12 protein-coding genes are annotated in these 13,821 nt (G+C 67.7%); 3 read left to right on the top strand and 9 right to left on the bottom strand.

Annotation, left to right across the window (positions count from 1 at the left end):
* Window positions 1–46 precede the first annotated feature (46 nt).
* Window positions 47–886: an SH3-like domain-containing protein gene (locus tag A5680_RS21345; protein ID WP_067823101.1), complete on the bottom strand. Its 840-nt coding sequence runs from the start codon at window positions 884–886 to the stop codon at window positions 47–49.
* 175 nt (window positions 887–1,061) lie between these two features.
* On the opposite strand from A5680_RS21345, the gene A5680_RS21340 reads away from it, so the two are divergent.
* A complete protein-coding gene (locus A5680_RS21340; protein ID WP_055402174.1) occupies window positions 1,062–1,898 on the top strand; it encodes an enoyl-CoA hydratase-related protein in 837 nt (278 codons plus the stop codon).
* Between the two features lie 66 nt (window positions 1,899–1,964).
* On the opposite strand, the gene A5680_RS21335 is transcribed toward A5680_RS21340, so the two are convergent.
* The 8 genes from A5680_RS21335 to A5680_RS21300 are packed head-to-tail and all read right to left on the bottom strand — an operon-like array spanning window position 1,965 to window position 10,614.
* The gene (locus tag A5680_RS21335) at window positions 1,965–3,662 is read right to left on the bottom strand and encodes an FAD-binding protein (RefSeq protein WP_067822856.1); all 1,698 of its coding nucleotides are present in this window, start codon (window positions 3,660–3,662) and stop codon (window positions 1,965–1,967) included.
* Entirely contained in the window at window positions 3,659–5,047 is a 1,389-nt protein-coding gene (locus A5680_RS21330; RefSeq protein ID WP_067823098.1) for an SRPBCC family protein, read from the bottom strand. Before A5680_RS21330 ends, A5680_RS21335 begins: the two co-directional genes overlap by 4 nt.
* An 8-nt stretch (window positions 5,048–5,055) precedes the next feature.
* Window positions 5,056–6,591, bottom strand: coding sequence for an acyl-CoA synthetase (locus tag A5680_RS21325; protein ID WP_067822852.1), 1,536 nt, complete (start codon window positions 6,589–6,591; stop codon window positions 5,056–5,058).
* Window positions 6,592–6,612: 21 nt separating this feature from the next.
* Window positions 6,613–7,485, bottom strand: a complete 873-nt coding sequence (locus A5680_RS21320) for an enoyl-CoA hydratase-related protein (protein ID WP_067822849.1) — start codon at window positions 7,483–7,485, stop codon at window positions 6,613–6,615.
* 20 nt (window positions 7,486–7,505) lie between these two features.
* Complete coding sequence (locus A5680_RS21315; protein WP_055402182.1) at window positions 7,506–7,742, bottom strand: lipoyl domain-containing protein; 237 nt, start codon at window positions 7,740–7,742, stop codon at window positions 7,506–7,508.
* On the bottom strand, window positions 7,735–8,745 hold the full coding sequence (locus A5680_RS21310; RefSeq protein WP_067823096.1) for an alpha-ketoacid dehydrogenase subunit beta: 1,011 nt from the start codon (window positions 8,743–8,745) through the stop codon (window positions 7,735–7,737). Before A5680_RS21310 ends, A5680_RS21315 begins: the two co-directional genes overlap by 8 nt.
* 17 nt (window positions 8,746–8,762) lie before the next feature.
* Entirely contained in the window at window positions 8,763–9,746 is a 984-nt protein-coding gene (locus A5680_RS21305; protein ID WP_067822845.1) for a thiamine pyrophosphate-dependent dehydrogenase E1 component subunit alpha, read from the bottom strand.
* Window positions 9,747–9,750: 4 nt separating this feature from the next.
* A complete protein-coding gene (locus tag A5680_RS21300; protein ID WP_067822842.1) occupies window positions 9,751–10,614 on the bottom strand; it encodes a mycofactocin-coupled SDR family oxidoreductase in 864 nt (287 codons plus the stop codon).
* A 267-nt stretch (window positions 10,615–10,881) separates the two neighbouring features.
* Between A5680_RS21300 and A5680_RS21295 the strand changes: the two genes are divergently transcribed.
* Window positions 10,882–12,114: a CaiB/BaiF CoA-transferase family protein gene (locus A5680_RS21295; RefSeq protein ID WP_067822839.1), complete on the top strand. Its 1,233-nt coding sequence runs from the start codon at window positions 10,882–10,884 to the stop codon at window positions 12,112–12,114.
* A gap of 106 nt (window positions 12,115–12,220) precedes the next feature.
* Window positions 12,221–13,585, top strand: coding sequence for a wax ester/triacylglycerol synthase domain-containing protein (locus A5680_RS21290; RefSeq protein WP_067822835.1), 1,365 nt, complete (start codon window positions 12,221–12,223; stop codon window positions 13,583–13,585).
* The last annotated feature ends 236 nt before the right edge of the window (window positions 13,586–13,821 follow it).

The raw sequence follows: 13,821 nt of genomic DNA, 5'->3' as shown, positions 1-13,821 counted from the left end.
GGAAGTCCTTTCGCGATTCGATGAGGGCACGTTCGACGGGGCGGGACTAGCCTGCGGCCTCGAGCCAGCGCTCGGGGAGCTCGGTCTGCAGCGTGTCGTTGGCCGGCCCGGTATAGCCGTCCCACAGCTCGGAGAGGTTGAACCGAACGATGTAGAACCATTCGGGTTTCTGATCGGGGGCGTCCCACGTCTCGTCCTCGGCCGCGGGGCTTTCGTAGGAGACCGCCGCGATCTCCCCGGTGGCGCCCCGGACATACTCCTGCGTGCGGGTGTAGAACAGCACCGGTAGCTCCCGGACCGAAACCCTTTCCCCGACTGCGAACTTCGGGGGGCCGGCCTGTCCGGCATACACCTGCGGATCGCCCTTGCCGACGGCGTGGAGGTGGTGCTCGTTGCGCCGCACCCCCTCGGGATCCCCTTCGCAGCGGGGCTCGGCCGCCAAGGCCCTGCCTTGCAGCCCGCCCGCATAGCGCGCCTTGACTTCGGCCATTCGTTCCGCCAGCTCGCTCAGGCCGATGTGGTGTTTCTCGACGAGGACGCGCGCCACCGCAAGCAGCCACCGGCCGTAATAGGGCAGCCCGAGATAGATGGTGCGGCCGAGATCGACGTTGCCCATCCTGCGCCGTTCCTCCGACAGCCAGATCCCGCGCCAGCCGAGCAGCTCGCACATGACGTAGGTGTTCTCTTCCCACATCTCGTACTGCTTGTTCTCGAAGCTCAACGGGGCGTCCGGCTCGCCCCCGACATCGTGCGGGGTCTTGGTATAGGCGGCGAAGCGGTCGTGATCGATGAGGTCGGGCGTTGGCGCATCAGGGAGTTCGGGGTAGGAGGACTTGAGGCGGGCCACCAAGTCGAGCTGGTTCACCCGGTCCCGGGCAGTCGCCATGAAACCTCCACTCGCCGTCGCGATCATCAATTGCGGTCGCGGGCAACCCAGCCGCACCGCGGTCCATTGTCCAACGAATCCGCGCTCGGCCGCGGGAAGATCGCGCAACTGCGGCGCCCGATGCGGCGTGTCTTTTCCCATCCTGCCGATCGGCGTGTCGGGTAAGGTCACGCGCATGGAGCGGCGGGTCCTGGAAGCCATCATCTACGAGCGCGAACCGCCGATCGCTCGGATCATCCTGAACCGGGTCGACAAGGCCAACACCAAGGATGCGGTGCTGGTAACCGAAGTCGACGAGTGCCTGCACGAGGCCGACCGGGACAAGGAGATCAAGGTCGTCATCCTCAAGGCCAACGGAAAGGGGTTCTGCGGCGGGCACGTGGCTCGCTGGGGACCCGACGAGAATCCGTATCCGGACTTCGGCGAGACGTTCGAGGATCTGTACAAGGGCACCGCCGACCTGTTCCTGTGGCCGACGCTGTACCTGTGGGAGTTTCCCAAGCCGACCATTTCCGCGATCCACGGCTACTGCATGGGCGGCGGGATCTATCTCGGCCTGCTCACCGACTTCTGCGTCGCGTCCGAGGACGCGTATTTCCAGATGCCGCTTGCCCAAAGCCTCGGCGAGCCGGGCGGGCACACGATGATCGAGCCGTGGTTGCTGATGAACTGGCATCGCACCATGGACTGGCTGCTGCTGGCCCCCACGCTCTCCGCGCAGGAGGCGCTCGACTGGGGCCTGCTCAACAAGGTGGTGCCCCGCGACGACCTCGACGACGTCGTCGAGGAGATGGCGCGCAAGATCTCCCAAATCCCGTTGACCACGCTGATGGCTGTGAAGAACAACGTCAAGCGCGCCTGGGAACTGATGGGCATGCGGGTGCACCTGCAGGTGAGCCACATCCTGACGAACATGGTCGGCGCCGCCTCCGACGTCCAGGCGCGGCGGGCCGAGCTGAAGCAATCGGGCATGAAGCCGCGCGATTTCGTCGGCCGCGACGAAAATCCCTAGCGCGAGCAGACGCAAAGTCGCATCTTTCGGCGTGCGATTGGGCGATTCTGCGTCTGCCCGCGATCTCTAGCGGTTTCGCTCACCGGCGAGCCGCCGGCCGGCGGCGTGGCGGGCGGCCACATAGCCGAACACCATCGTGTAGGCGATGCTGCCGCCGGCGCCCAGATAATTGCGGCCCATCACCGTCGCCGTGATGTTGCCCGTCGCATACAGCCCGTCGATCACGCAGTCGTCCTCGTCGAGCACCTGGGCGTGCTCGTTGGTGATCACCCCGCCGCACGTCCCGACGTCGGCGGGAACGACCTTGGTGGCGTAGTACGGCGGCCGCGCGAGGGGGCCAAGGGCGGCGTTCGGGCGATACCCCGGATCGCCCAGGCAGTCGTTGTACGCCGACTGGCCGCGCCCGAAGTCCGGGTCGAGGCCTTTGACCGCAAAACCGTTGAAGCGCTTGATCGTCTGCTCCAGCGCGTCGGCCGGCACGCCCATCTGGCGCGCGAGGTCGCCGACGGTCTGGCCCCGGATGACCGCGCCCCGCGTGATGAGTTCCTCGGGCAGGCTGCGCTTCTTGAACGGGTTGGCGCCCGACACGTACCGGCCGATGTAGCCCTCGTCGAAGACCATCCAGCACGGCACCGCCTTGTTCGCGTACATCGCCTTGCCGACCTCGACGTAGGAGTTGGACTCGTTGCAGAATCGCCGGCCGGTTCCGTCGACGTAGATCGCGCCGGGCCGCTGCCGGCCGCTGCCCAGCGCCCGGGCGGCGTCTCCACCGTCGGCGATGAAAACCGATGGCAGCCACCAGGCCTCGTCCATCAGGTCGGTCTTGGCGCCCAACCGGATGGCGGTCTGCAGCACCTCACCGGTGTCGCCGGCGTTCGCGATCGACCACAGGCCCTCGTTGGGTTGCTCGCCGCTGTAGCGGCGGCGCATGTCGGCGTTGCGGCTGAAACCCCCCGCCGCGAGCAGGACGCCCTTGCGGGCCCCGACGTTCAGCGCGGTGCCGTTGCGCGCGACGCGCGCCCCGACGACACGCCCGTCCTCGACGATCAGGTCCTCGATGGCCGCGCCCGTCCAGATCGGTGGCTCGCCGCGCAAATCGATCAGCGCCTTGAGCATCTGGCCGATGAGCGACGCGCCGTTGGTGAGCATCTCCCGGCGGCGCAGCCGCGCCGCCCTGGTGCGGGCGAACACCCGCATGGCCACCGCGAAGGCTCGCGGCGACCGGTTGAAGTACTGCACCGAACGCAGCTCGTTCGTCTTGAGGACGAACCCGCCGTAGCTCTTGGCCATCGAGGGCTGGACCCGGTCGTGCCAGCTGCCCAGGGCGGCCGCGTCGTAGGGCACGCATTCGATGGCGCGACCGGCCTCGTTGCCGCCCTTGTGGTTTGGGTAGTAGTCGCTCCAGCCCGGGCAGCGCACGAACCGGACGCCCTTGCGGGTCAGGAAGTTGATCATCTCGTAGCCGGCGGTCAGGAACATCTCACGGCGGGCCGGGGACGACGCGGGGCCGATGTCGCCGACGACGTCGTCGAAGTACGCCAGGCCGTCCTCGTGCGAGTCTGGAATGCCGTCGGCGCGCATCAACGGGTTGTTCGGCAGCCACACCATGCCGCCGGAGAGTCCGGTGGAACCGCCCACCAGGGGCTGCTTCTCGATCACCAGGGGCTCGATTCCGGAGTCGAGCGCCGCCAACGCCGCGACCATGCCGCCCCCGCCGCTGCCCGCGATGAGCAGATCCACACAGCGATCCCACCGGGTCGTCATCGTGCCTCCGACGTCGCGTGCAGGCCGAGATCGGCGATCGGGACGTCGATGGTGGTGTTGGTCTTCTGGATGGCCGGCACCAGGGCCTCATACGGCAGGCCGGCGAGGAACCCGTCGATGACGCGTTCGAAGTTGGAGATCAGGCCTTCGATTCGGCTGGACAGGCGCATGTATTCGAACCCCTTGGAGTGCAATCCCTTTTGCTGTCTGGGCAGATTGGAGAAATCCTGCGCGGGGATCGGCGGCCAGCGCGGGTCGTCGGGTGCCATGGGCTCCGGCGGTGTCGGCCGGCCGGTGATCTCCTCCGGTGGGATGCGGGTCAGCGACCAGATCTCGAACAGCGTTTCCTCGGGGCCGAGCGGGCGGATCCGATACGAGGAGGCGCTGCTGTATTGCGGGAGCAGGAAGTAGTGCGGGAACGCGAAATTGATGGCCTCGGTGATGCCGCGCCGCTCCAGCTCGTTGAGGTCGGGGATGTCGCAACCCCGGGCCCGATGCCAGTGGACGATCGCGTCGTTGAGGGTGCTGCGCCAGAGGGCCATCGCCGCGGCCGGGTCGGCCGGCAGCTCCATGTCCTGCAGGCCCTCGGCGATGCGGACGTCGTTCTCATGCGTCATGCCCGCCATGCCTTCGCCCAGCGTGCGCATGAAGTACAGGTTGGTCCGCGCCAGTCCCGGTGGCTTGGCGGCGTCGGGCTGCTTGGGCATGCTGGACGGCAACAACTGGGGGTGGGTCTGCGGGACGTGGTAGCCCTCCATGAACGCGGCCGTCGCCAGCTTCCAGTTCACCGGGAGCCGGCACGACTGCCACCACTCGACGCGCAGCGACTCCACCCTCCAGGCGTCGTAGATCGATGCGAATGGCTCGAAGCAGTCGCGCAGCGGCGGGGCATCGTCGTCGAGGTTGATCCACGCACATCCGCCCCAGAGCTCGCATCGAACCGAAACCAGCCGAAGATCCTCCGGGTCCAGGTTGTGCTCGTCGAACTCCTCGGGCCGTAGCACGAAGGTGTTGCGTCCGTCGATACCCCAACACCACCCGTGGAACGGGCACACGAACGTGCGCCGATTACCGTTGCCCTCCACCAGCTTTACGCCGCGATGGCGGCAGGCGTTGTGATAGGCGCGGACATTTTCGGCGTCGAGGCGCACCACGATCACGGACTCGTCGAGGATCTCGTATTCGACGTAATCGCCGGGCTTGGGGATCTCCTCGAGCCGGCATGCCATCTGCCAGACCCGAGGCCAAAGCAGTTCCTTCTCCAGCGCGAAGAATTCCGGGTCGTAGTACCGCTGTTTGGGAATGCGGTCGGCGGCTTGTACGGCCAGCGGGACCGGCAGTGGGGTCCAGTTGGCGTTGACTTTCCGGGTGGTCACCATGTCCATTCCCTCGCTCATAGGATTCGGGATGCCCGCCCCTGCCAGTAACGCTCACGAATGCGCCTCTTGTACAGCTTTCCGTTCGGGTCCCGGGGTAATTCGCCGACGAATTCGACGGTGCGCGGGCATTTGTAGCCGGCCGCGTGTGCCCGGCAGTACTCGATGAGCTCGGCCTCGAGGTCCGGTCCCGCCGTGGCGCCGTCGACCGGCTGCACGACGGCCTTGACCTCCTCGCCGAACTCGTCGTTGGGGACCCCGAAGACGGCCGCGTCGACGAGCTTGGGATGCATGATCAGCAGGTTCTCGATTTCCTGGGGGTAGATGTTCACCCCGCCGGAAACGATCATGAACGTGGACCGGTCGGTGAGGTAGAGGTATCCGTCCTCGTCGACGTATCCCATGTCGCCCAGGGTGCGCCAGCCGCGGTCGTTGGACACCGACGCGGTCTTGGCGGGGTCCTTGAAGTACTCGAACGCGGGCCCGCCCTCGAAGAACAACTCGCCGGCCTGGCCGGCGGGTAGCTCCTGGCCGTCGTCGGAGATGACGTGCACCGGTGACATCGGTCTGCCCACCGAACCCGGGTGGGCGAGCCATTCTTCCGGGCCGATCGTCGTTCCCGCGAATCCCTCGGTGCCGCCGTAGTATTCGTGGATGATCGGCCCGAACCACTTCATCATCTGATGTTTGACGTCGACCGGGCAGGGCGCGGCCGCGTGGATCACGCACCGCAGGCTCGAGACGTCATACCGTTCCCGAACGGCCTTGGGCAGCTTGAGCATTCGCACGAACATGGTGGGCACGAACTGGGCGTGCGTGACGCGGTGGGTCTCGATCAGCCGCAGGACGGTCTCGGCGTCGAACTTGCGCATCAGGATCGCCGCCGCCCCGACGCGGTTGACGGCCATCGTGTAGTTCACTCCCGCGGCGTGATAGAGCGGTGCGGGGGACAGGTACACGCTCTGACGGGTCATCCCGTACTTGTGGGTGAGCGCCAGCTCCAGCACGGCCTGCGCCCACGAGCCGTTGCCGTCGACGGGCAGCGGCCGGCGGACGGCCTTGGGCCGCCCGGTGGTTCCCGACGAGTACAGCATCTCCGACCCGTCCGACACCGGGGGCGGGTCGCCCGCCGCCGCCAGCGCGTCCTCGTAGTCACGCCAGCCGGCCAGGTGGCCGCCGACCGCGAGGTGGACGGTGACGGCCGGGTTGGCCGCGCGCACGTGCGCGGCGAGCTCGGGCATGCCGGAGTCCACGAACACCGCCCGCGCGTCGGAGTCGTCGATCACGTAGGCGACCTCGTCGGGGGTGAAGTGGGTGTTGACCGCGGTGTAGTAGAGGCCCGAAAGCTGGCAGCCCCAGGTGATTTCGAGGAACTCGGGCCGGTTCGACAGCGCCAGCGCCACGCCGTCGCCCGGGCGCAGCCCGGCGTCGTGCAGCGCGGCGGCGACGCGTTGGCTGCGGGCGTACAGCGCGGAGTGCGAGATCGTGTCACCGCCCGCGACGATGAGGGCCGGCGCCTGCCCGGCCCTCGTGGCGTGGTCGGCGATGTTCACCGGCGAGCCCCCGCGGAAAACCTAAGTGGCCGTTGCGCCGTCGGTCGACGCGGCCGCCGCGGCCTGGCGCCGGGCCTGCTCGGACGGCAGCACCTTGTCCCGGAAGACCGTCTGGATCAGCTCCTGGACGTCCTTGCTGATGGAGGCCAGGGCGACAAGGTCGTTCGAGCTCTGCCAGTGCACCCGCATGCCCATCAGTTCCCACGCCCGCTTCAGGTTTGCCTTGGTGGCCAACAGCGTGGTCATCGGCGCCTGCGCGATGTGGCGGGCGATGGCCTCCACCCGGTCGTCGAGCTGGTCGCGTGGCACCACCTCGTTGACCAGCCCGACCTCCAGCGCCTTCTTGGCGTCGATGACCTCGGCGAGGTACAGGTAGTAGGCCGCGCGCCGCCAGTTCATGAAGACCCAGGGCTCGATCGAGCACTCGCCGGACGGCATCCCGAAGCCCTGCAGCGGCGGGTAGGAGAAGTAGGCGTCCTCGGAGGCGATGACGATGTCGGTGGTCAGGCCGTAGTGGGTGCCGCCGCCGACGCAGTATCCGTGCACCTGGGCGATGGTCGGTTTGGAGAACTCCCACAGGTTGAGCACGGGCTTGACGAACAGGTCGGCCTGCGGCTTCCACGGCGTGCCCATGACTTTGGCGCCCTCGACGAACGCCGGGTAGTCGACCGCGTTGTTACCGATGGCGTGTCCCGAGCAGAAGCCCTTGCCGTTGGCCTTCAGGACGAGCACCTTGATGTCGTAGTCGCGGTCGGCGTCCAGGAGCGCGGCATCGACCTCTTCGGCCAGCTTCTGGTCCTGGGCGTTTGCCTTTTCCGGCCAGTTCAGCGTGACCCGGGCGATGGGCCCTTCTTTTTCGTAGATGATTCTCTCGCGAGTCTCGTTGAGATCCATACGTGCTCACCTTTCCTGGTTCACGAAGTGATGACGCCGATTTGGGCGCCGATGTCATAGGTGGTTCCGACCTGCCCCGTCCACCGCACGGTGCCCGACGCTCCGGCTTCGATTTCCTGCTCTACCTTCTCGGTCGCGATCACGTAGATCGGCGTGCCCGCTTCCACGTGCTCCCCGGCGTCGACGAGCAGACCGGTCAGCTCGGCCTCCGACACGGCCACCGAGACCCGCGGGATGCGAATGATGAAGTCAGCCATGCACTCTCGCCCCCGCACCCGTCTTTTCGAGGGTCCGCTGCGCGGCGGCGATGATCCGCTCCGGCGAGGGGTATACCTGCGCCTCGAGCGCGGCCGCGGCCGGGTTCGGCACGAATCGGGCGGCGACTCGTTCGACCGGCGCGGCCAGTTCGGCGAACAGCTCCGAGTGCAGGATCGCGGCGATCTCCGCTCCGGGACCGGCGAATTGGACCGCGTCGTGGATGACGACGGCCCGGCGGGTGCGGCGGGCGGAGTCGACGATGGTTTCGACGTCGAGCGGCACCAGGGTGCGCAGGTCGACGACCTCGGCGCTCACACCCTGTTCCTGCAGTGCGGCCGCGGCGGCGAGCGCGTCGTGCACGCAGCGCCCGTAACCGATCAGGCTCACGTCGGTGCCGGGCCGCTTGATGTCGGCTTGGCCCAACGGGATTGAGAACCCGGGGTCGACGGGCACGGGCCCCTTCTTGCCCTGCAACCGGATCGTTTCGACGAACAGGCAGGGATCCTCGTCGAAGATCGCCGTCGTCAGCAGGCCCTTTCCGTCACGCGGGGTGGCGGGCACGATCACCTTCATGCCCGGGATGTGCATGAACCACGCCTCCAGGTTCTGCGAATGCGTGGCGCCGGTGGCCAGCCCGGAGTAGACCTGGGTGCGGATGGTGATCGGCGCCGACGTGCGTCCGGCGGTCATGAATCTCAGCTTGGCCGCGTTGTTGATCAGCTGGTCGGCGGCGATGCCGATGAAATCCATGATCATGATCTCGGCCACCGGCAGCAGGCCGTCGATGGCGGCGCCGATGGCCGCGCCGACGATCGCCGCTTCGGAAATCGGTGTGTCCAAGACGCGTTCGTGGCCGTACTTCGTCGACAGACCCGCGGTCGGCCCGGACGCTCCTGGGTCGGCGATGTCCTCGCCGAGCAAGAACACCCGGGCGTCGGCCGCGAGCGCCTGGTCCAGCGCGAGGTTGAGCGCCTCGCGCATCGTCATCTCTTGTTCTTGCATGTCGTCGTCTTGCCTGCTCACACCGGGAACTTGATCGGGGTCGCGTACACGTCGAGGTCCAGCTCGTCGATCGAGGGCGAATCCGCGGCGAGCACGGTCCGCAGCGCCGTTTCCACCGTCGCGAGTGCCTCGTCGTCGATGCGGTCGAGGTCTTCGCGATCGCAGATGCCGGTTTCGGCCAGGTGGTCGCGGAATCGGGGGACCGGGTCGGCCTCCATGGCGGCGGCCAGCTGATCCTTGGGGATGTAGGGCATCCGGTCGCCGAAGTAGTGGCCGCGGAACCGGAACGTCACGCATTCGATGAAGGTGGGGCCTTCGCCTGCGCGGGCGCGTCGCAGTGCGTCCTCGACCGCCGATTTGACTGCCAGCGGGTCGTTTCCGTCGACGCGCACCCCTGGCATGCCGTAGCCCGCCGCCCGGTCCGCGACGTGTTCGAGCTTCATCGTGTCGGCCGTGGGGGTCATCTCGGCGTACAGGTTGTTCTGGCAGACGAAGACGATCGGCAGGTCCCACAGCGCGGCCATGTTCGCCGCCTCGTGGAAGGAGCCGGTGTTGGTGGCGCCGTCGCCGAAGCTGACCGCCGTGACGCGATCGGAGCCCTTGCGTTTGGCCGCCATCGCCAGCCCCACCGCCACCGGCGGTCCGGCCCCGACGATGCCGGTCGAAAGCATCACGCCCCGAGCGGGATTGGCGATGTGCATGGTGCCGCCCTTGCCGCGGCCGGCGCCGACGGTGCGGCCCATCATCTCGCCGTAGATCTCCTCGAGCGGGACGCCCTTGCCGATGAGGTCGTGCAGGCCGCGGTAGGTGGTCACCAACTGGTCGTCCGGGCGCAGCGCGACCCCCATCGCGGCGGCGATGGCTTCCTGTCCGCGCGAGGGCCAGTACACGCACATGAACTCGCCGGTGCCAATGCCTTTGGACAGCCGGTCGTCGGCCGCCTTCATCAGCGCCATCAGTTCGTACAACCGGCGCTCGACGCCCGTCGCCCCCTCGCTCATGCGATCACGCACCCGACCACGGCTTGACCTTCAAAAAGCCCCCGCCGTCGACACGGAGTTGTTGCCCGGTGATGTAGCGCGCCGCGTCGGAGGCGAGGAAGAGCACCGCCTCGCTGATGTCCTCGGGTTCGACGTAGGGGATCGGCATCGCCTGCACGAACGGGAAGACCGGTTCGGCGTCCTCGCGGGTCGGCTCTTTCAGGTCGGGCCGGAAGGCCCGGTACATCGGCGGGCTGTGCAGCATGTCGGTGTTGACGTTGGTGGGGTGCACGGCGTTCATCCGGATGGAGAACCGGGCCAGCGCCAGGGCGAAGTCGTTAACATAGTGCGCGGCGGCCAGTTTCGCGAAGGCGTACCCGGCCCCGCCGGGGCCCCCGTCGATGCCCGTGGTGTTCATCGACGACATGAACGCGGCGTTGGAACCGATCACGATGATCGACGCGCCGGCTTGCAAATGCTTTAGGCTCGCGTGCACCAGATTCAGCACGCCCACCAGGTCCACGTCCACCGCGTCGGCGAACGCCTGCGGGGGCAGCCCCGCGGTCAGCGGGCAGATGCCCGCGTTGGCGACGACGACGTCCAGGTGCCCGAATTCGGCGACGCCCTCGTCGATCGCCGCGGACAACGCCGCGCGGTCGCGCACGTCGGCGACGGCGGTGAACGCCCGCTGGCCCTCCTTCTCCACCAACCGGGCCGTCTCGTCCAGGTCCTCCCGGCGGGCCAGGGGGTACTCGTTGGTCTCGATGTCGGCGCACAGGTCCACCGCGATGATGTCCGCGCCCACGGCGGCCAGCATGCGCGCGTGTGAACGCCCCTGACCGCGCGCCGCGCCACTGATCACGGCCACCTTGCCCGTTACCCTGCCCATCGCCCGTCCTTCGTCCCGTGTCCCGCTACCGCGTTGCGGCCCAATGCGATTCGTCTGCGTCGCCGCCCGCGCGAAGCGGGTGGCGCGGTTGGCGACCCGGTTGCGCCCGGATGCGCGGTCACGGGTGTCGGAACGGCGCCGACGGTCGGATCCATCGCATCTCTTTTCCAAAAAACTGCCCTGACCTGCAGCGGGTCTACCGCTACGCCTTAGACTAGCTAGAATATCTAAAATAGCAAGGAATGGTCGTTGGGCGAGGAGTCGGGAATGTCGGACGTGCGCGGTGGTGTCCTTTCCGGGGTGCGGGTGGTCGAGTTGGCCTCGTGGACCTACGTGCCGTCGGCCGGTGCGGCCCTGGCGGACTGGGGCGCCGACGTGATCAAAGTCGAAGGCGTCGCCTCGGGTGATCCGGGGCGCGCCCTGGTGGTGGGCGGGTTTACCCGGCAGGCGGCGCGCCCGGATGCCGACTTCATCCTCGAGCTGGGCAATCGCGGCAAGCGCAGCATCGCCATCGACATCAAGTCCGAGACCGGTCGCGAGCTGTTCGGCCGCCTGTTGGCCAGTGCCGATGTGTTCCTTACCAATTGGCTTCCCGGCGCGCTGGAGCGGGCCCGGCTGACCGTGGACGACATCCGCGCGTTCAACCCGAAAATCATCATCGCGCGCGGCACGGGGCTTGGGGTGCGCGGGCCGGATCGCGACCGCGGCGGGTTCGACGCGGCCACCTACCTCGCGCGGGGCGGCGTCGCCTACACGCTCACGCCGTTCGGCACCGAGACGCCCGCCGTGCAGGGTCCGGGGTTCGGTGACCTGCAGGGCGGGGCGACGCTGGCCGGCGGCGTGTGCGCCGCGCTGTTTCATCGCGAACGCACCGGCGAGCCGACGATCGTCGATTCGTCGCTGCTGGCCCAGGCGATGTGGGCGATTGCGCCGTCCATCTGCGCGGCCGACTTCTTCGACATCGACGGCATCCCCGGCGCACCGCCCGGCTTGGCCATCAACCCCCTCGTCAACAGGTACAAGACCCGGGACGGCCGGTGGATCCAGTTGGTGTTCTTGCAGCCGGACAAGTTCTGGGCGGGTTTCTGTCGGCGCATGGGCCTGGCCGAGCTCGCGACCGATGAGCGTTTCGTGCCGTCCAGCAACCTGATAGCCAACGCGGCGGCCGCCACCGAGATCCTGACCGACGTGTTCGCCCGCCACGACCTGGCCCACTGGCAAAAGGCGCTCGAGGACGAGCCCGGCGTGTGGGGCGCCCTGGCGACGCCGCGGGAAACCCTCAACGATCCGCAGGTCGAGCCCAACGGGTATGTGATCACCAACGTCGACGATTACGGCGAGAGGTACCGGATCGTCGCCGCGCCCGTTCAGTTCGACGAAACCCCGCCGGGGCCCGCACGAGCGCCGGAACACGGCCAGCACACGGAGGAGATCCTGCTGGAACTCGACGTCGACTGGGACGACATCGCCAGGGCCAAGGACCTCAACGCCATTCTCTAGGGCGCATCGACGAAAGGCGCAATCTATGAGGACCAAAGTCATCGCGTGCCGATAACCGGGTGACCTGGGCCGCCCGCAGTCGTACGTTCGGTGCGAGGAGACCGACATGACTGCATTCATGCGCGCCAGCGACGCGTTCACCTGGGCAATGGAAAGTGACCCACGGCTGCGATCCACCGTGGTCAGTGTCGTGCTTTTGGACCGGTCCCCGGACTGGGACGAAGTGCGGACGCGGTTCGACCTGATCAGCCGCACGCTGCCGATGTTCCGGCAGCGGGTGGTGCAGTCGCCCCCGCCGGCCCCGCCGCGGTGGGAGAACTATCGCGACTTCGACCTGGACTACCACCTGCGGCGAACAACCCTGTCCGCGCCCGCGACCCTCGACGACGTGCTCGAGATGGCGCGGGTGGCCGAGATGCAGGACTTCGACCGGGCCCGCGCGCTGTGGGAGACCACGTTCGTCGACGGCCTGCAAGACGGTGGGGCCGCCATGATCTGCAAGTTCCACCACGCGCTCACCGACGGGGTCGGCGGTGTCCAGATCGCGATGAACCTGTTCGATCTCTCCGAAGATCTGTATCCGCTCGAATCCCTGCCGCCCGAACCGGAGGTCGGGGAGTCGTCGCTGCTCGGGGGCTATCGCGATGCGGTGCGCTATGACACGGGCCTGCTCAACGGCGCCCTGACCGGCGCGGCCACCCGCGTGCCGCGCTTGATGTACGACGGTGTTCGGCGGCCCGTGGCCACCATCCGGTCCGCGGCGACCACCGCGGCGTCGGTCTACCGAACCGTCCGGCCGATAAACCGGACCGGGTCGTCGCTGGCGACCGACCGCGGCCTGATCCGGCGCCTCGGCGTGCATCAGGTGCCGAAGCGGCCGCTGCGGGAGGCGGCCCACCGCTGCGGCGGGGCGTTGAACGACGCGTTCGTCGCCGGGGTCGCGGGCGGACTGCGCATCTACCACGAGAAGCACGGCGTCGAGGTGGGTGACTTGCACATCTCGATGCCGATCAGCCTTCGAACCAAAGACGACGGCATGGGCGGGAACCGGATCACGCTGATGCGCTTCGACGTGCCCGTCGGCGAAGCCGATCCGGCGAAGCGCATCGCGGCGATACGGCGGCGCACCGCGGCCGTGCGCAACGAAAGGTCGCTGCCGTACACGCAATTGATCGCCGGGGTGCTGAACCTGGCGCCCCGGTGGTACATCGGCTCCGTCCTGCGTCACGTGGATTTCGTGGCCAGCGACGTGCCCGGCGTTCCGGTGCCGGTGTTCCTCGGTGGCGCCGCGGTGCGCGCGCAATATGCCTTCGGCCCCACGATCGGATCGGCGGTCAACGTCACCCTGCTCACGTACGTCGACACCTGCGCGCTCGGTTTGAACATCGACACTACCGCGATTCCCGACTACGACGTTTTCCATGACGCGATCGTCAGCGGTTTCGACGAATTACTCGCCTTGGCAAGCTAATTCGAATTACGCGGTCTATCGCGAAACTCCCGGACGACATGGGATTGGTTGATTAGCAGCCGATCCCGAAACGGTCACGGGCGCGTATCGATCTCGGCGGTGCTCTGGCACAACGTGCCCGATCGACAAATCATGGCACAGGGCGCTATTGAGGTTTGCGGCCGCGACGATGCGTAGCGCAGGAATTCCTCATCCGCTACGCGAGTGCGGATTCGCGACGGCGCCGCAGGAGGTAT

Source organism: Mycobacterium sp. E2989 (genome assembly GCF_001667595.1).
Classification (GTDB): Bacteria; Actinomycetota; Actinomycetes; order Mycobacteriales; family Mycobacteriaceae; genus Mycobacterium.
Note: the sequence above shows the minus strand (reverse complement) of the source record. Positions and strands in the feature narration are given on the sequence as shown.